Below are 17,874 nucleotides of genomic sequence, written 5' to 3'. Positions count from 1 at the left end.
GCGCGAGCGCGACGGCGGCGGCCCCTGCCGTGGCGGAGGTCCAGGAAAGCCGAGCATGGCAAGCGAGCGCAGCGCCTCTCGCAGTAGCGGTCGCGACACGCCTAGCCGCAGCGAAAGCTCGCGCTCCGCCGGGCTTCAGCGAGCCGTCCAGTAGCGCGTCGTAGGCTGAAGCTGCCGATCTCCCCCTTGTGGGGGAAATGGCCGGCAGGCCAGAGGGGGCTCTGTCCCGCCAACCTAAATCGCAACTGCGCCGTTACGGCAGCTAAAACTCAAATGCTTGCGTTCTTTCGCGCCCCCTCTGCCCTGCCGGGCATCTCCCCCACGAGTTCCCCACGAGTGGGGAGATTGGCCGACATCGGCGCTCGCTCATCACGACTTCGCAACCACAGCCGCATACTCGAGCGCCACCACGCCGTTGCTGAATTGCGTGGCCGAGATCAGCTCGAGCGGCACCTGCTCGCCGGACGGGAACAGCGGCTTGCCCTGGCCGACGGCGCTGGGGTAGCTGAGCAACCTGACGCGGTCGACCAGGTTATGGCGCAGCAATTCCTGCGCGACGCTGAGGCTGCCATGCACATAGATGTTGCCGCCGCTGCCTTGCTTCAGTTGCCTGACCGCTTGCGGCAATGCGCCCTTCAGCAGCTCGGCCGGTTTCCAGTCGAGCGCCTTCAAGCTCGTCGACGCGACATATTTCGGCAGCGCGTTGAACCGGTCGGCGAAATCTCCGGTTTCCTTGGGCCATGAGCCGGCAAAAATCTCATAGGTCGTGCGCCCCAAAAGCATGGCGCCGCTGTCGGCAAGCTCATCCTCCTTGAACCTTTGCATTTCATCGTTCCAGGTCACGCCAGGCAGCCTCTCGACCTCGGCGATGCCATCGACGCTGATGAATTCGGTGACGATGAGTTTTCGCATGGCGCTCTCCTTCTGTCACAGGCCTTTCGCGACACGTTCCGTGAAAATAGCGCGGTCGCTTGTTAGGGGCTTTCCCTATTCGCCTCCAAAGGACCGATACCATGGGGAAAAGCTTCTCCGACCTGGACTAAGTTCCCAAGATCGGATTGGTGTTACATCTGACGCAGATATTCCCAAAGAACGCATTGCAGGAAGCTCATGGGATTCGGGGTCTTCATTCACCGCCCAGATTCGATCTACAACGACCGCCCCGCAGAGCAATACCAGTTTCCTCGCCCGTATCTACGTCGTGTCGAAGCATGCGTGGGTGACTGGATCATTTACTACGAGCCTAGCAAGGTAACCGATACCCGTGGCTATTACGCGGTAGCCAAAGTCCAACAGGTCATTCCCGATCCTGTGACGCCTGATATGTATCTCGCTCTGATTGAGCCCGGAACCTATCTCGATTTCGTCAATCCTGTCCCGTTCAACGGAACTGACGGTCTCGTTGAACGAGGCTTGCTCAACGACCAAGAGCGGATTTCCGGTCGCGCCCAATCGGCCGTCCGGCCGATCAGTCCAAGCGACTTCAACCGCATTATCGATTTGGGCCTGGAGACGAATGAGTTGTTGCTACCGCGCGTTGATGAGACCGGTACATCTGCTGGCTTTCAGGATGAGCAGGCGCCATTCGAATTCGAGCAGAGCCGTGATCGCGTAAGCTACATCGAATCGCGAATTGTGCGGGATCGCATTTTTCGTCGCATCGTCTTGCGCGCCTATGATAAGCGGTGCGCGATCACGGGACTGAAGTTGATCAATGGCGGCGGCCGGGCCGAAGTTTCCGCCGCCCATATTCGACCGGTCGAAGCGAACGGCCCGGATGTCATCAACAATGGGATCGCACTGTCTGGTACAGCACACTGGATGTTCGATCGCGGATTGATCAGCCTATCCGATGACTTGGAAATTCTGATCTCGCGACAGGTCAACGACCTCGACAGCGTGCAGGCATTCATAAACAAGGCCCGTCGCGCGCTTCCGCCTCGCCGACAGTTTGAACGCCCGCATGCTCATTTCCTGCAATGGCACCGCGACCACTGCTTCAAGCAGTGAGGCGCGTCGCCGGACACCCGACCTCAGTCGACCCGATGTTCGGCGCCGCGCAACTGATGATGCGGTCGATCATTGCCAACAAGGTGAGGCAGTGTCAGCTCGATCATCTTGATCCGCCCGGCGGTGTCGAAATACCGCTTGCTCCATTTCATGAAGATCGATGCCTTGCTGGCCGAAACGGCTGACATTATGGACGAGCTAAAGCGGGAAGGTGGTCGGTGCAGGGGTGCGCCTCGCGAAGGGGAGAGTTGGAACTGTCGCTTTTGACCCGTTCGAGACCTTCATTCTCGGCGTTGCGAATGGCAGCAACGCGCCCAATGTCGGCCATTGAGGTGATCTTTGCTGTTGCCCGATAGCAGACGTTGCCGGCGATTACTCTGGACATCGTAGTTGCGCCAATTCCGGACGTTGATCAGGCTTCTCCGTTGCAGACATTCGAGCTACGGCTGGAGCTACCGAAGCCAGCCGTTGCTACCAAGCTTGGGTGATCCTCCCACGCGTCGACGCGAGTGAAGGGCGGCCTCGTTTCAAACTGGCTCCACGATAATCTCCGGGCAGGCCACGACATTGAAATAGAAGGGCCTGTCGGAGGTTTCAACTTCGACGATCTACCATGCGAGAAGCCGCTTTTCCTTTCGGGCGGCAGCGGCATCACTCCCGTTATGTCGATGCTGCGGGCGCTAACCGACCGGGCATCTGGCCATGACATCCGTTTCATTCACTGCGCTCGGACGGCGGACGACATCGCCTTCCGCTCCGAGTTGGAGGCGCTCGCCGCGCGATTCTCCAATGTCGATGTAAGTTTCATCTGCAGCCAGGAAGGTTCGGCGTGGCAGGGCCCTAAGGGTCGGATCGACGGCCCCATGCTCTTGCGGCTGGTTCCGGACCTTCACCACGCACGTCTTACGTTTGCGGCCCCGAGCCGTTTATGCAGACGGTTCGGGCCTGCTTCGCGGAGATCGGCACGCACTCTCGCAGTATCATGAGGAAAGTTTCGGGGGCGCGGTGGGCAATTCCATGCCTCCGCAATCGGCTGTCGCTGGCCCAACGCGCGTCCGCTTCGCCAGGTCTGGCGTGGAGCATCTTTGTGCGCCCGGAGAGATCCTGCTCGATGCGGCGCACAATTGTCACCTCTACATCACCAAATTGTGCAGACGGTGAGCTGGCTACACCTTGCACACAGCGAACGAGCAGGTCGGCTATGCGATCTGTCGAACGCGGTTGCTGTATGTCAGCGAACCCTTCTCGCCAAAGACTCGACGGGTCTCAAGGATTGGACGCTCCTGGAGAGCCACTCGCAAGTATGAAGGACGCTCACGCCAATCATTTCGAGATGGGTTTTGCCCAGCGGGAGTTCATTCAATGTGTCGTCGATCTCGGCACTATGTGTCGGATCAAGCTCTCCATGAATTCTCAATGTCCTGAATGCCGCTTCAGGAACGCCCGACCGATCTCGGATTTCATCGACACGCTGCTTGGAAGGAGGAAATGCTTCGAGAACTGTGATGTATCCCATCAGCATGATCGGGTGGTGATGGTTCAGCCAGTAATATTGCGAGCCAACGAGATTGGCCAACTGGGGCGAGGGCACAATCGAAAGCGCACAGTCCACATCGTAACCTGCTGAAGCAAGATCCTCGAGCGCCCAAGCATCGTGGTCCCGCTCATCTTCGATATGGCCGAGATAATAAGCACCCAACCTTCTCGCCAAAGGATCCGTTGCCGCCAGCTTTTCACAGACTTCAGCCCCACGGCCCATCAACGGGACTGAGGCCCGCATCAGCTGGTGAAGCAAGACAAGGTAGGGTGGGACGACCTGTTCCAGCGGATCGTGGCCCCACAGCTTCTCGAACGCAGCCTCGAGCGGGCCGATACAGAGAGCGACTTTGGTCCTGACGCTTTCACTGTTGGCGATGGACATACCTACAACCTTCATGAGAGGACATAACGAGCTGAGCGCTCATGAGCCGAGGGGGCCAAGCCGTCGAACTCCCGGCAAACTCCCTCCGATTCGCCTTGGCGTTCTGAGATGTGACCCATTCTGCTGGAACTCGCGTGCACATTCAACTCGTCACTTCGGACGTCATCAGCGTCACTACTGTCGGCCACGACGACACCTGCCCCTGAACGAGAATCCTCCGCAGCGCTCAGGCAATTCAGGTGTATTATGACCTGCTAATAATGACTGGACAGTTCCAGGAGACCAATTACAATAGCGCTCGATATCTTCGCATTGCTGCTTCACAGACTGTTTCCAGATCGCGAGATTCAGGGGGAACCGATGCCGGATTTTGCAAAGAATTTCCAAAGCTTGAAAGACAGCGGGGTAATCCCCGACATCCAAGAGAACATGTTGCCGCCGAATGTTCACGATGTGATTTCGAACTTGAGTCCTGATGAAATAACGGTTCTTAAAAAGATCGCGGAAAGCACCGGGTCTCATCTCACCTTACACAACAAAGATTACCATTTCGCAGTTTGCGGCTTGTAAGAAGGCTGAGGCACTGACGTCCCGGCTTAGCACCTGGCCCGCCGCGAAGGCAGAGACTTTCGGGAAACTCTCGCCACAAAGCGGAAGAGTTTGCGACCTTGGCTTCGTTGAAGAGTTGGTTGAAGGGATACTGGACCGATTGCCAATAACACGCTTGGCGGATATCACGCCCCTTGACTGCGTGGGCGCGCCGGTGTTCGCGGCGATTTCGCCGCTCGCAAGCGACTTGACGACCCATTTGGGGAAGGGGCCGGACCGGCGATCGGCGCGGATCAGCGCGATCATGGAGGCGGTAGAAAGGGTCGCGGCCGAGCGGATTGCTGCTCCCTCCCGCTGTGCGAGCTTCGAGCAGCTTCGCGCATCCGGTGTCAACGTCGCTGATCCTCTGGATTTCGATTTGCCGCCGCGGACCGCTTACCAAGCGAACCTGGAGTTCGAATGGGTCGAGGCCTGGGATCTATACGGTTCCCGGCCGATCTGGATCGCGGCCGACCTCGCTAGGACGCCGCCCAAGCAGGGAATATTGGATCATGTCGATACGAACGGACTGGCCGCAGCCGCTACCTATTCGGAGGCGCTGCGCCATGCGCTCCTGGAAGTGATAGAGCGAGACGCTGTGAGCCAGCATCAGTTCTTCGATCTGTTCGGGGATGACGGGCGCGTGCCACCCCACAAGGCGAGGATCGATCCGGACTCGATTCCAGAGTCCTGTAAGCGCTTCGTCTTGTCCGCGACCGAAGCCGGCATGGATGTCGTTCTTGAGGACCTGACCAGCGATCTGGAAATCCCGGTTGTCGGCTGCATGCTGGTCGATCGCGCCTTCCTGACCGAGCATGGCCCGATCACGCATGTCTTCGGTGGCTGGGGAGCCGACCCAGTTACAGAAACGGCCCTTCGGCGAGCGGTTACCGAAGCATTCCAGTCGCGTGTTGGCGTCATTCAGGGCGCAAGAGACACTTTCAACGGCCTGTCCGCCACGGCTCGGCCGTTCACGCTCTCGGCAAGACGGCATCTGCTCTGCAAGGCGCCGATGGTCCCGTTCTCAGCGCTTCGAAGCAGGGCGTTCGACGATCTGGAATCCGAAACTGACTATATTCTCGATCGGCTGGGATCGGTGGGCATCCGGCAAGCAATCGCCGTGGACATGAAACGCGACGATCTAGGCATTGCAGTCGTGAGGGTCAGGGTGCCTGGCCTCTCCGCCTTCGTCGCGGACCGCCATCGCGTCGGCTGGAGATGTGCGAGACACCTCTTGTGATGCATGAGCTGCCGCCGATCGTTTTCATTGGGCCAACGGCGCCGCGATCGGATGTTCTCTCGGTTCTGCCCGATGCCCTGGTGGCGCGGCCCTGCCGGCGCGGTGACCTCTATCGCTACCGTATCCTCAAGCATTCCATTTTTCTCATAATCGATGGTGTCTTTGGCGGCTCACTCGCTGTTCCCCCGCGCGAGGTCATTGATGTCATCAAAGACGGAGCTGTCGTCATCGGAGCTTCGAGCATGGGCGCGCTGCGTTCCGCAGACTGTTACCCGGCTGGCGCGCTGGGGATTGGCATCGTCTACCGCCTATACCGGCGGCGCGCGATATCCTCCGAGGATGAAGTCGCCGTCACGTTCAGGGAGGATAGGCCCTATCCGTCGCTGACAGACCCGCTCATCAATATCCGTGTTGCATTGCGCCGAGCCGTGAACCTTGGCGTGATGACGGCAGCCGACGGTGTTTCCATCGTTGCAGCTGCCAAATCAACGCATTACTCTCATCGCACATGGAGCGCGGCGTTCAAGGATGCCGGGGTCATACCTCCCATGGCGACGCAAGAGTTTCTCAAGGGGGCCGACGCAAAGCGGCAGGACGCGAAGCTGGCGTTTCGCAGGCTCGAAAAATGGTTGCGGACGGGGGCTTTGCGACCACAGCCGCCAAAATATGGGCCTGGACTGTTCGGATTGTTGGACGAAGGGCGCGAGCGTGGGCCTGACCCGCTCGACGGCACCAAAATAGATGCAATTCGAGATGATCTGGTGGCGTGGATCGTGGTTTCCGGATACATTCACCGCATGCATCTGCATGGACTTTCAACACAAGAAATCACCAGCAAGCTGACGGTCGAGCAGGCAAATACGCTCTGGGCCGCGATCAGCACTTCCTTCGACTTCGACGCCGCTCTTACAGGGTTCAACGTATTCAATCGAGCGGTGAGGGAGGCACGGCGACTCGGGATTTCACCTGAGGCGAGCGACCTTCAAGACGCCGAGCTGGAACTTGCGTGCGCCCACCAAGTCTCGTGTTGGAACGAGCTGGCGACCAGTGGGAGATTGTCGACGCCGGACTTGGCGAAGCAGCGGGACCTGCACGCCCTGACGAAAAGCTTGAGACGCATCCTCTTTCCGCCTGCAAGTGCTCAGGAACCTATGGAACACCAACCACAATGGGAACGCAACTAACCAGCAGCGACGGCTTGCAGAGTGAAAGCGTCTGCATGCTGTTCACGGATATCGAGGGGTCGACAGGGCTCGTTGACAGATATGCCGATGTCTATCCATTGATGTTGTCGCGGCACCGTGAGCTGCTCCGAAACGCCATCGAGTCGCATGGAGGAGAGGAAGTCGGGGTTGCCGGAGATTCCATCTTCGCGCTGTTCCCCGGCGCGGACCTGGGGGTTCGGGCAGCGATCGACGCCCAAATTGCAATCAGCAAGGAAAAATGGGCTAAGGGGTGCGAGCCCAAAGTGCGAATGGGTTTGCACGCTGGCAAGGTGCAGCGGCATGAATCCGCGGTCGTGGGCATAGAAGTACATCGCGCGGCTCGAATAAGTGCAGTTGCGCACGGTGGGCAGATTGTGATTTCGCATGCCGTCCGTGATGATATCTCTCAAAGTGCAATTCAGCCGGGCATGCACATCCGCGACCTTGGCTTCCACCGCCTGAAAGATCTGCGCTATCCGGAAGCGCTGTTCGACCTGGTGGTTCCAGGACTGCCCAGCGATTTTGCGCCCATCTCGTCGATGGGTGCAAACAGGACGAATCTCGCTCTCGAGCCGGAGGCATTCTTCGGAAGGGACGCGGACGTCGAGAAGGTCCGGCGACTTATCCTCGAAAGCGGGCGCAGATTGGTCACACTCACCGGCACGGGCGGTTCTGGAAAGACGTCTCTTTCGCTCGTGGTTGGCAGGTCACTGATACAATCCTTCGCTCGTGGCGTATTCTTTGCCCAGCTCGGCAACATCCACAGTGCAGATTTGATTCCGTCTGCGATATGCCAGACGTTAGGCATACAGGAAGTAGCTGGACTTTCTGCGATCGAGTCCCTGCGCAACTCGATCGGCGATGCGCACTTGTTGTTGATTCTTGACACGTTCGAGCACGTCATTGCCGGTGCCCCGACCGTGACGTCGTTGATGAAGGAATGTCCCCATCTTGCTTTCATTGTCACCAGCCGGGAGACCTTGGGCGTTCGAGGTGAGACGGAAGTTGTCGTGGGACCGCTGCCTCTCCCCGATGGAAGGGCCCCTTTCGGCGAGGTTTCGCAGAACCCCTGTGTACGGCTCTTCGTCGACCTGGCCCAGCGAGAACGTCCAGAGTTTAGGCTAACGCCCGACGTTGCCCGTGAGATTGTTCAAATCTGTCGGCGCCTCGACGGTTTGCCCTTGGCGATCGAGCTCGCTGCTTCGCACATACGCGTGCTGGATCCGGCCGCACTCTCGCGGCGGCTTGTCAGAGGTCTGCACAGCCTCAAGCACAAGGTGAGAGATGTCGACCCACGCCACCGCACCTTGCGGGCGGCCATTCAATGGAGTGAGGATCTTCTGACGCAGGACCAGCGCGAGGCGTTCCGGAAGCTGTCTGTCTTTGTGGGTGGGTTTGACGTGGCGGCGGCAGAATACGTGATGGCTCCATGGTGCAACGGTGATGAGGCCGTCGAACACTTGGAGTCGCTTCTAACAAAGAGCCTCGTGTATCAGAATGTGACGCTCGGGAAGCCAAGGCTCCACTTGCTCGACACCATTCGAGAGTACGCCAGCCAAGGCCTGAGCCAGTCGGGTTCGTTGCAGGATTGTCAGGCGCAGCATGCCCGCTACTTTGCCGCCCTCGTCGCGGACGATGCTCCGAACGTGATGCGGCACAATCAACGGGATTGCGTCGAACGGCTTTTCCAGGAGACCGGCAACATAAGAGCTGCTCTTGAATGGCTGATGAAGCAGTCAGACGCGGACGGGACGGCCAAGCTATTTTGCGCGCTGAAGTGGTTCTGGATCTCCCGTGGCCAATTCTCTGAAGCGAAGCGGTGGTCGAAAGCAGCTGTCGCGCAGGCTCGGCACGTAGGAGAGGCAGGTCCGCTCGCCGAGATATTGGATGCAGCAGGTTGGATCAGCTACATGTCGGGCGATCCTGCAAGGGCTCACGAATTGTCCAATGAAAGCCATAGGCTCTGTCTGGAGCTTGGCAATCAAGCCGGTGCAGCGAGTTCCGGCATTATTTTGGGCATTGCCAAGGTGACGTTGGGAGAAGATCTGGAAACCGGTCTCGAACTGATAAGCGGGTCGCTGGAACTCTTCAGGGCCCTGGGCGACGACTACGGGGCCGTGGTGGCGTTGATCGCTTTCGGCGAAGGGGCCCGTTCAGAAGGCGACGAGAAGACGGCCGAGAAATACTATCAGGAAGCTCTTTCCCTGCTGGAAGGTCTCGGGGATACCTACTGGCCAGGTCATTTGTTGCAGAACCTGGCTCATTTCAGGCTGCACCAAGGAGACTGGAAAGAGGCAGCCAGGTTGGCCCGCGACGCCTTGGCCATCAGCGAGAGGTATGACTACCCGGTGGTTGTCAACCTGGCGACTGCCGCTGTCAGCGGGGTATTCCTGGCAAAGGGAGCCGCCAAGGAAGCTGCCTGGACCATCGGTGCCATCCAGGCGCGTTTAACGCGATTTGGAGCCCAGTTCGAGCCGACCGACAACGCCGATTTTCAGAAGATTATATCGGTGACCCGCGAAACACTTGGTGAAGAGCAATTTGCATCCTGTGTTTCGAAGGGGTCGAGCGCTTCGTGGGAGGATGTTCTAGCTCTCGCCCGGTCGTGCAGCTAGTCGGCCTCGAACACGCTGATCTCGGGCGGGTTGGCCCGCGTGATCGGTCCCAAGGCACGGCGCGCTCGCAAGACGACAGTCTGCAAGCAGAACAGCGCGTTAGGACAGGGCTACCCGAGGCGTTTGCTGAAGGCGTTAGTAAACTTCACCTCGCCATCGCCGCCGACGCCTCGGCGAATACCACGTCCAAATAGTCGTCCGTGACATGCACCACGGCAAAGCCGCCCATGAACGCGGCTTTCGGCTTGAAGAGATCCAATCCGCTGTGCCGATAGACCATGGCGGTTTCGTGCTGATGGCCGTGGAAAATGCCGATGACATTGTATTTCGCGAGAAGCGACTGCAGCGCCTGGCGCTCTGCATCGCTCCACCAGTGAGGCGTGCCGGACCCGTCGTCGTCGAAAGTCCGCCTGACGGGATCCCATCGTTCCGTCGAGAATTGGTCCCAGCCGTAATGTTGGAACAGCACGACTGGCCTGCCATCGGCAGCGTAGGTGGCGAGGTCGTTCTTGAGCCAGGGCAGCCCGCTGATTGCGCCTTTCGTGGTGTCACCCGCGAAGCGGTGCGCCTGGACAAGATGGAGTCCGCCCCAGTCCCACGAGTAACTGTCGGACGCTACATCGTAATTTAACACCGGTACTGGCGGCTTGAAAAATACCGTCGTGCGGTGATTGAGTTCGACATAATCCCGCAGTTCTCGCCGATACCAATCGACATGAGGCGGTGGACCGTCTTGATCTAGGTCGTGATTTCCAAGACCGGTGTAAACCGGAAAAGGGATACGATCGGGACCGATACCCTCCTGGTGGCGCTGGCTGAACTGGCGAAGCTGTGATCCCTCGCCGGGCGTCGCGACCTGACCGCCCCCGTCATCGGTCATGTCGCCGCCGATGATCACGCCGAGCGGCTCCGCGATCTTGTGCCCCGCACCCGCAAGTCGCGTCGCGGCCCCGTCAATTCGGCTTGGCCAACTCTCGCCGGAAATGCGATTGATGGCGAGCGATGTGACGGAGGAGGCTTGCGTCGGCTTGCCCTCATTCGCGCAATTGGGGTTCAGGCCGCTGGCCATGCGGCAGGCATGCACGTCACTGGTAAAGATGAATGTTGCGTCGGTTCGGGCCGTTGTGGCTCAGCCTGGCCCAACGAGGCATTGGGGAACATGGCTGCTGCGCCAAGGCCGAGCAATTGCATCACGACCGCGCGTCTGGATGGAGGATAATGTCCGTCGCGGCATTGGTTCATTGTTTATCGTTCCGACTTACGAGTTAAATCGCATTGGGTTGAAGCGAAAGCGACGTGAATTTGTGCCAGCCCTCATTTGGTCACATCTACGGGAGCCTGCGACGGCTCGTGCCCAGTGTATCCAGCAGCTTTCCTTAAGCCCACTCAAATACAGCAGTCTGTCCTTGCAGGCGGCCGGACCTCCGGAAGGGCGCCGAGATCGCTCTTTATCTGCGCCGTATCCACCTCCTTGAGAGTGGATCCGGGCTCAGCGCGATCGTCCGGTTTGGAAAAATGTCGTGAATGACCGGAAGTGGCGCGACCGAGCCGGCCGGGCATCGGCTCGATACCGCGATGGAGCGTTCTACGTCTCAATCGGGTCAGTCAGGGACCTCGGACCTACCGGATCGAATGTCCGCTATCGCTTTTTTGGACGCCAGAAACTGCCGGTCGGCAAACGGCCCATTGCGGTCATCCGCGAGTATGCATCTGGCTGACTCGAAATGGCGCAAGGCGGTCATTGACGAACAACCGCGTCGCCTGCTTGTCATCCCCTCTTGCCATCCCCACCACCTTCCCCTAATGTCCCTCTGAGAAAACCTTTTCCCAAATCAGCTTGCATCTGCTGACCTCACCAGTCGGCGCCTCGCAGGGTGATTAGAGAAAACCTTTTCCCAACCAAGGAACTCGCCGCGCACCATGGTTTCCGACGCCTCGCCAGCGCCCGCCAAAAACCCGGTCACCCTCCGTGAGGTGGCCGCCACCGCCGGCGTCAGCGTTGCGACGGCCTCAAAAGCCCTCAACGGGCAGGGGCGGATGACAGCCGAGACCCGCGAGCGCATTCGCGAGACGGCGCAACGGCTCGGCTTTCGCCCGAACAGCCTGGCGCAGAGCCTGTTGCGCCGGCGTTCCTTTACCGTCGGCCTGTTGACCAACGATACCTATGGCCGCTTTTCGCTGCCGGTCATGTCGGGCATTTCGGATGCGCTGGTCGACAAGGGCGTCTCGGTGTTTTTGTGCAATGTCGAGGATGACCAGCGCCTCGGCCAGCTGCATGTCGATGCCATGCTCGACAAGCGCGTCGACGGCATCATCGCCACCGGCAAGCGCATCGATCGCCACCTGCCGGTCGACTTGTCCAATCTCGGCGTTCCCGTGATCTACGCCTTCACCCAGCCCGATCCCGGCGCCATCGCCTTTGTCTCTGACGATGCCGGCGGCGCGCGGCTGGCGGTCGAGCATTTTTGCCGGCTTGGCCGGCGGCGCATCGCCCATGTCAGCGGGCCGGCGAGTTTTGCGGTGGTGCACGCGCGGGCACAGGCCTATCGTGACGTGCTGACCGAGAAAGGCTTGCCGGTCATGGAACCATTGCTCGGATCGTGGTCGGAAGCGTGGGGTCACGAGGCGGTGAAGATGCTTTTCGACGGCAAGCTGTCGAAGCGCGGGGGCGAAAAGCCCGATGCCGTGTTTTGCGGCAACGACCAGATCGCGCGCGGCGTCATCGACGCGCTGCGCGAGCGCGGGCTTGGCGTGCCGGACGATGTCGGCGTCATCGGGTTCGACAACTGGCAGATCGTAGCCGAGGCAACCCGCCCGCCGCTGACCTCCGTCGACATGAACCTGGCGGCACTCGGGCGCGAGGCCGGCCTCACCTTGCTTTCGCTCGTCGGCGGCGAACCCGCCGAGCCGGGCATAAGAAAACTGCCGTGCCGGCTGGTGGTGCGTCAGTCATGCGGCCGTCCACCGGACGGCTGAGATTAAGACGCCGTGCGGGGAGCGCGGCCTAAGCAGAACCATCAGGAGGAGAACCATGAGAAGAACTATGATTGCCGGGCTCGCTATTGCCGCGAGCATCCTGAGCTTTCCGGCCGCCGCCGCCGAGACCGCGAACATCTGGGTTCGCGCCGACGGCTCGAACTTCATGCCGCGCATCGTCGATGCCTTCAACAAGGGGCATGAGAACCAGATCAAGCTGGACATCATCCCCAATGCCGAGATCATTCCGAAATACGGCGCTGCCGCCGCCGGCGGCACAGCACCCGATGCGCTGTCGCTCGACCTGATCTACACGCCGTCCTTCGCTGCCGCCGGTCAGCTGGAAGACATCACCGACTGGGCGAAATCGCTGCCTTATTTCAACAGTCTGTCGCCGGCGCACGTCAAAACCGGCACCTACAAGGACCGCATCTACGGGCTGCCGTTCTCCGCCGATAGCTCGGTGCTGATCTGGAACAAGAAACTGTTCAAGCAGGCCGGCCTCGACCCTGAAAAGGGGCCGACCAACTGGGCCGAGATCGAGGCCTATGCCGAAAAGGTCAACGCGCTTGGCGGCGATATCAAAGGCTTCTATTTCTCCGGCAATTGCGGCGGCTGCAACATCTTCACATTCACGCCGCTGATCTGGGCCTCGGGCGGCGACATCCTCACCGAGGACGGCTCGAAAGCGACGCTCGACAGCCCGCAGCTGCGCGGCGCCATCGATCTTTACCGCTCGATGGTCAAGAAGGACCTGGTGCCGGCAGGCGCGCAGACCGATACCGGCTCCAACTTCTTTGCGGCGTTTGCCGCCGGCAATATCGGCATCTCGCCGTCCGGCGCCTTCGCCATCGGCGCGCTGAACACGCAATACCCGGACATCGACTACGGCGTCACCTTCCTGCCGGGCAAGGATGGCGGCTGGTCGTCCTTTGCCGGCGGGGACAATTTCGTCGTCACCAAGGGCACCACGAAAATCGCGGTGGTCAAGGAGTTCCTCGACTTCGCCTATTCGCTGGAGGGCCAGACCATCCTGGCGAAATACGGCAGCCTGCCGGTGCGCGGCGACATCGCCAACGAGGCGCTGAAAGACCTTGACCCGCGCTACAAGATCGCCGCCGAGGCCATGGCCAAGGGCCGCACGCCCTATTCGGTGGTGTTCAACGACCTGATCAACTCCGCCAACGGTCCGTGGAACCAGATGGTCAACGAGGTCTTCTTCGGCGAGGACGTCAATGGCGCCATCGCCAATGCGCAGGAAACCATGCAGTCGATCATCGATTCGGCACCGCAGCAGTAAGCGCCGGCTTACCTCCCCCTTGAGGGGAGGTCGGACCGCAGGTCCGGGTGGGGTCGTCGCGGCAGTGCTCGACGTTCTCTTTGCGTCGGCGCGCTGCACAGGCGACCCCACCCCCGACCTTCGGCCGGACCCTCCCCTCAAGGGGGAGGGGGACGTAGCGCTAACGAGAGAGCAGGCATGACCTCCATCGCAGCCATCTCCACCCCAACCTCCCGCCGCAAACTGGTCGGCGCCGGCCGCCGGCAGTGCGTCGGCCTGCTCTATGTCGCGCCGGCCGTCGCGCTGGTCGTCGTCTTCTTCATCATTCCGCTTGGCATGACGGCGTGGATGTCGCTGCACAACTGGCCGCTGATGGGCGCGCACTCGTTCATTGGCCTCGACAATTACTGGGCGATCCTGCGCGACACCAGGTTCTGGAACGCGCTCAAATTCACCGGCTACTATACGGTGATCGTCACCATCGCGATCTTCGTCGTCGCCTTTCCGCTGGCACTGTTCATCGAAAGGCCACGGCCGCTGACCGGCTTCTACCGGACGTCGTTCTTCATGCCGGCCGTCATCGGTTTCGCCTCGGCCAGCCTGCTGTGGTCGTGGCTGCTCAATGTCGATTCCGGCCTGTTCAGCCCGGCCGCCTTCGAGCTCGGCCTGACCGAGAAGAAGGTCAACCTGCTGGCGACGTTCCAGCCGGCGTTCTGGTCGATCATCGCCATGGTCGTCTGGAAGGTGGCCGGTTTTACCATGATCATCCTGATGACCGGCCTGCAATCGATCCCGCCGGATCTGCAGGAGGCGGCGATGATCGACGGGGCAGGGCCGCTGGCGCGGTTTCGCGCCATCACCCTGCCGCTGATGCGCCGCACGCTGGCGCTGGCGCTGATCCTGTCGGTTGCCGGCTCGGTGCTCGCCTTCGACCAGTTCTACATCATCCTGCGCGGCGGACCGCGCAACCAGACGCTGACCGCAGTCTACTGGATTTTCAACCAGTCGTTCGTGTCGTTCAAGCTCGGCTATGGCGCTGCCCTGTCGATGGTCCTGCTGGTCATCCTGGTCGCGCTCAGCCTGATCCAGCTGCGGCTGCTGCGCCAACCGGAGGGTGTTGACTGATGGCGCAGGCAAGGAGCCGAAAACGCCGCATCGGCATGCAGATCGCCGAGCACGCGACGGGCATCATCGCCTCGCTGCTGTTTCTGGCGCCGATCGTCTGGACCGTGCTTTCGGCGTTCAAGCCGGCGCAGGAATCGCGCCAGCCGCCGCTGCCGCCCTGGCCGACGACCGGTTTTTCGGTCGAGAACTACGCCACGCTCAACACCTTCGGCGACGGTCTCTGGCTGCCGGCGCAAAACAGCATCTATGTCTCCGTCATGACCGTGGTGCTGTCGGTGATCGTCAGCGTGCTGGCCGGCTACGGCTTCTCGCGCTTCCGCTTTCCGCTGAAGAACCTGCTCTTCGTCCTCATCCTGTCGACGATCATGATCCCGTTCCAGTCGATCCTGACGCCAATCTTCCTGGTGCTGACCAAGATCGGCCTGCACAACACGCTGACCGGGCTGGTTTGCGTCTATGTCACGCTGCAGCTGCCGTTCTCGATCTTCATGATGCGCAACGCCTTCGACGCGGTGCCGCGCGAGATCGAGGAGGCGGCGCGCATGGACGGCGCCAACAACGTCACCATGCTGCTGCGGGTGATGCTGCCGCTGGTCTGGCCGGGCATCGTCACCATCGCGCTGTTCGCGTTCCTCGGCGCCTGGAACGAGTTTCTGGCGGCGCTGGTGCTGATGACCGACCAGTCCAAATTCACGCTGCCGATCATGATGACGGCGCTGCAGTCGGGCCGCTTCGGCGCCATCGACTGGGGCGCGGTGCAGGCCGGGGTCACCGTGATGATGGTGCCATGCCTGGTGCTGTTCCTGCTGCTGCAGCGCTTCTACATCCGCGGCCTCATGGCAGGGGCCGTGAAGTGACCAACCGAACTGAACCGGAGTAAATTGATGACCGCATCGCAATCCGCCAAGCCGGCTGCCGAGCTGGACCAAACCGGCAAGTCGGGCAGGCCAAAACGCGCCTTCCGCCCGCTGCCGGTGCCGCAGGTCGATGTGCGCGGCTTCTGGGGTGACCGTGCCGATGCCGTCGCCACCACGACCGCCGGCATCCTCTATGACCGCTGCGTCGAGGCGCGCATGCTCGAGCAGATCGATCCGGATCGGCCATCGCCGGGCGTCGTCATTCCGTTCCACTCACCTTCGCCGGACGAAGCAGCCACCGCCGGCAACGAATTCACAGGATCGACGGTGACGACCCAGATGTTCTGGGACTCCGACTGGGGCAAGACCATCGAGACCGCCGCCTACTCGCTGTACCGCCGCCGCAACGACGCGCTGGAGAAGAAGATCGACGCCGTCATCGACATGTACGGCAGACTGCAGCAGCCGGACGGCTATCTGTCGAGCTGGTACCAGCGCATCCAGCCCGGCCTGCGCTGGACCAATCTGCGCGACTGCCACGAGCTCTACTGCGCCGGCCATCTGATCGAAGGCGCGGTCGCCTACTACCAGGCGACGGGAAAACGCAAGCTGCTCGACATCATGTGCCGCTATGCCGACCATATCGCCGAGACCTTCGGCGCCGAGCCCGGCAAGAAGAAAGGCTATTGCGGCCATGAGGAGATCGAGCTGGCGCTGGTCAAGCTCGCGCGGGTCACCGGCGAGCAGAAGTACATGGACCTGGCCAAATACTTCATCGACCAGCGCGGCCTTGAGCCGCATTATTTCGACGAGGAGGCGCGTGCCCGCGGCGCCGACCCAAAAGCCTATCATTTCAAGACCTACGAATACAGCCAGTCGCACAAGCCGGTGCGCGAGCAGGACAAGGTCGTCGGCCATGCGGTGCGGGCGATGTATCTCTATTCCGGCATGGCCGATATTGCCACCGAATATGGCGACGACACGCTGCGCGCGGCGCTCGACCGGCTGTGGGACGACCTCACCACCAAGAACCTCTACATCACCGGCGGCCTCGGGCCGTCGTCGCACAATGAGGGCTTTACATCAGACTACGACCTGCCCAACGAAACCGCTTATGCCGAGACCTGCGCTTCGGTCGGATTGGTGTTCTGGGCGAGCCGCATGCTCGGCATGGGCCCCAATGCGCGTTACGCCGACATGATGGAGCGAGCGCTCTACAACGGCTCGATTTCGGGCCTGTCGCTCGACGGCTCGCTGTTCTTCTATGAAAATCCGCTGGAAAGCCGGGGCAAGCACAACCGCTGGAAATGGCATCGCTGTCCGTGCTGCCCACCCAATATCGGCCGCATGGTCGCCTCGATCGGCAGTTATTTCTACGGCCTGTCCGACGATGCATTGGCGGTCCATCTCTATGGAAACAGCACGGCTCGTTTCGATATCGCAGGAACGCAAATAGAGCTGCGCCAGACCAGCAACTATCCGTGGGACGGCGCGGTCTCGATCACGATCGAGCCCGAGGCGCCGTCGACATTCACCTTGCACCTGCGCCTGCCGGCCTGGTGCCGCAAGGCGGCGCTCAAGGTGAACGGGGAAGCGGTCGATCTGCGGGCGGTCACCAGCGACGGCTATGCCGCGATCCGGCGCGAATGGCGCAAGGGCGACCAGGTCGAGCTCGACCTCGAAATGGCCATCGACCGGCTCTATGCCAATCCGCAGGTGCGGCAGGACATCGGCCGCGTCGCGCTCGCCCGCGGTCCGCTGATCTATTGCGTCGAGGAGACCGACAATGCCGGCCAGCTGCACCGCATCGCCTTGCCGCGGACGGCACCGATCGAGGCGCGCGAGCAGCCGAACCTTTTGGGCGGCGTCGTGACGCTTTCGGCTGTTGCCAGGAAAGAGGCGTTTGAAGACTGGGACAACGGCCTCTATCGCACCGAACCGCCGGCGGTTGAGGAAGCAAAAATCACCGCCGTGCCGTATTTTGCCTGGGACAACCGCGAACCAGGCGAGATGCTGGTCTGGCTGAGAGACTCGTGATCCGTGGACGAAGATGATGCC

General features: G+C 60.8%; 14 protein-coding genes and 2 pseudogenes. 12 read left to right on the top strand and 4 right to left on the bottom strand.

Annotation, left to right across the window (positions count from 1 at the left end; all coding sequences use genetic code 11):
- Nucleotides 1–20 precede the first annotated feature (20 nt).
- Nucleotides 21–126, bottom strand: a pseudogene (locus AC0L3O_RS27165) (GntR family transcriptional regulator); the annotation flags it as partial.
- A 243-nt stretch (nt 127–369) separates the two neighbouring features.
- On the bottom strand, nt 370–912 hold the full coding sequence (locus AC0L3O_RS27160; protein ID WP_473480392.1) for a dihydrofolate reductase family protein: 543 nt from the start codon (nt 910–912) through the stop codon (nt 370–372).
- 198 nt (nt 913–1,110) lie between these two features.
- Here AC0L3O_RS27160 and AC0L3O_RS27155 point away from each other — a divergent pair, with 198 nt between their 5' ends.
- The 3 genes and pseudogenes from AC0L3O_RS27155 (at nt 1,111) to AC0L3O_RS27145 (ending at nt 2,996) form a co-directional block, all read left to right on the top strand.
- On the top strand, nt 1,111–2,010 hold the full coding sequence (locus AC0L3O_RS27155; protein WP_473535491.1) for an HNH endonuclease: 900 nt from the start codon (nt 1,111–1,113) through the stop codon (nt 2,008–2,010).
- Between the two features lie 14 nt (nt 2,011–2,024).
- Nucleotides 2,025–2,277 (top strand): annotated as a pseudogene (locus tag AC0L3O_RS27150) (patatin-like phospholipase family protein); the annotation flags it as partial.
- Between the two features lie 242 nt (nt 2,278–2,519).
- On the top strand, nt 2,520–2,996 hold the full coding sequence (locus AC0L3O_RS27145) for a ferredoxin reductase domain-containing protein (protein WP_473535490.1): 477 nt from the start codon (nt 2,520–2,522) through the stop codon (nt 2,994–2,996).
- Between the two features lie 245 nt (nt 2,997–3,241).
- Here AC0L3O_RS27145 and AC0L3O_RS27140 read toward each other — a convergent pair whose 3' ends face one another.
- Nucleotides 3,242–3,931: an iron-containing redox enzyme family protein gene (locus AC0L3O_RS27140; protein ID WP_473535489.1), complete on the bottom strand. Its 690-nt coding sequence runs from the start codon at nt 3,929–3,931 to the stop codon at nt 3,242–3,244.
- 360 nt (nt 3,932–4,291) lie between these two features.
- Here AC0L3O_RS27140 and AC0L3O_RS27135 point away from each other — a divergent pair, with 360 nt between their 5' ends.
- From AC0L3O_RS27135 to AC0L3O_RS27120, 4 genes are all read left to right on the top strand, one after another.
- On the top strand, nt 4,292–4,501 hold the full coding sequence (locus AC0L3O_RS27135; RefSeq protein WP_031255812.1) for a hypothetical protein: 210 nt from the start codon (nt 4,292–4,294) through the stop codon (nt 4,499–4,501).
- Between the two features lie 115 nt (nt 4,502–4,616).
- Nucleotides 4,617–5,759 carry a YcaO-like family protein gene (locus AC0L3O_RS27130; RefSeq protein ID WP_473535488.1) on the top strand — a complete coding sequence of 381 codons (1,143 nt, stop codon included), beginning with the start codon at nt 4,617–4,619 and terminating at the stop codon, nt 5,757–5,759.
- Nucleotides 5,759–6,943 (top strand): TfuA-like protein, encoded by a 1,185-nt coding sequence (locus tag AC0L3O_RS27125; RefSeq protein WP_419697178.1) that lies wholly within the window; start codon nt 5,759–5,761, stop codon nt 6,941–6,943. Before AC0L3O_RS27130 ends, AC0L3O_RS27125 begins: the two co-directional genes overlap by 1 nt.
- Nucleotides 6,928–9,579 (top strand): adenylate/guanylate cyclase domain-containing protein, encoded by a 2,652-nt coding sequence (locus AC0L3O_RS27120; protein WP_473535487.1) that lies wholly within the window; start codon nt 6,928–6,930, stop codon nt 9,577–9,579. Before AC0L3O_RS27125 ends, AC0L3O_RS27120 begins: the two co-directional genes overlap by 16 nt.
- A 145-nt stretch (nt 9,580–9,724) precedes the next feature.
- Here the strand turns inward: AC0L3O_RS27120 and AC0L3O_RS27115 are convergent, their stop codons facing one another.
- Nucleotides 9,725–10,648 carry a metallophosphoesterase gene (locus AC0L3O_RS27115; RefSeq protein WP_473535486.1) on the bottom strand — a complete coding sequence of 308 codons (924 nt, stop codon included), beginning with the start codon at nt 10,646–10,648 and terminating at the stop codon, nt 9,725–9,727.
- A gap of 851 nt (nt 10,649–11,499) precedes the next feature.
- On the opposite strand from AC0L3O_RS27115, the gene AC0L3O_RS27110 reads away from it, so the two are divergent.
- From AC0L3O_RS27110 to AC0L3O_RS27090, 5 genes are all read left to right on the top strand, one after another.
- Nucleotides 11,500–12,555 carry a LacI family DNA-binding transcriptional regulator gene (locus tag AC0L3O_RS27110; protein ID WP_473535485.1) on the top strand — a complete coding sequence of 352 codons (1,056 nt, stop codon included), beginning with the start codon at nt 11,500–11,502 and terminating at the stop codon, nt 12,553–12,555.
- Nucleotides 12,556–12,610: 55 nt separating this feature from the next.
- Nucleotides 12,611–13,855, top strand: coding sequence for an ABC transporter substrate-binding protein (locus AC0L3O_RS27105; RefSeq protein ID WP_287249733.1), 1,245 nt, complete (start codon nt 12,611–12,613; stop codon nt 13,853–13,855).
- 177 nt (nt 13,856–14,032) lie between these two features.
- Nucleotides 14,033–14,959 carry a carbohydrate ABC transporter permease gene (locus AC0L3O_RS27100; RefSeq protein ID WP_473617126.1) on the top strand — a complete coding sequence of 309 codons (927 nt, stop codon included), beginning with the start codon at nt 14,033–14,035 and terminating at the stop codon, nt 14,957–14,959.
- Entirely contained in the window at nt 14,959–15,816 is an 858-nt protein-coding gene (locus tag AC0L3O_RS27095) for a carbohydrate ABC transporter permease (RefSeq protein ID WP_023802294.1), read from the top strand. The genes AC0L3O_RS27100 and AC0L3O_RS27095 overlap by 1 nt, the downstream gene beginning before the upstream one ends.
- A 27-nt stretch (nt 15,817–15,843) precedes the next feature.
- Nucleotides 15,844–17,853, top strand: a complete 2,010-nt coding sequence (locus AC0L3O_RS27090; protein ID WP_473617125.1) for a glycoside hydrolase family 127 protein — start codon at nt 15,844–15,846, stop codon at nt 17,851–17,853.
- The last annotated feature ends 21 nt before the right edge of the window (nt 17,854–17,874 follow it).

It is taken from the genome of Mesorhizobium sp. WSM4810 (assembly GCF_055811235.1).
The sequence above is the reverse complement of the archived record's forward strand: the minus strand, read 5'-3'. Positions and strand labels throughout refer to the sequence as shown.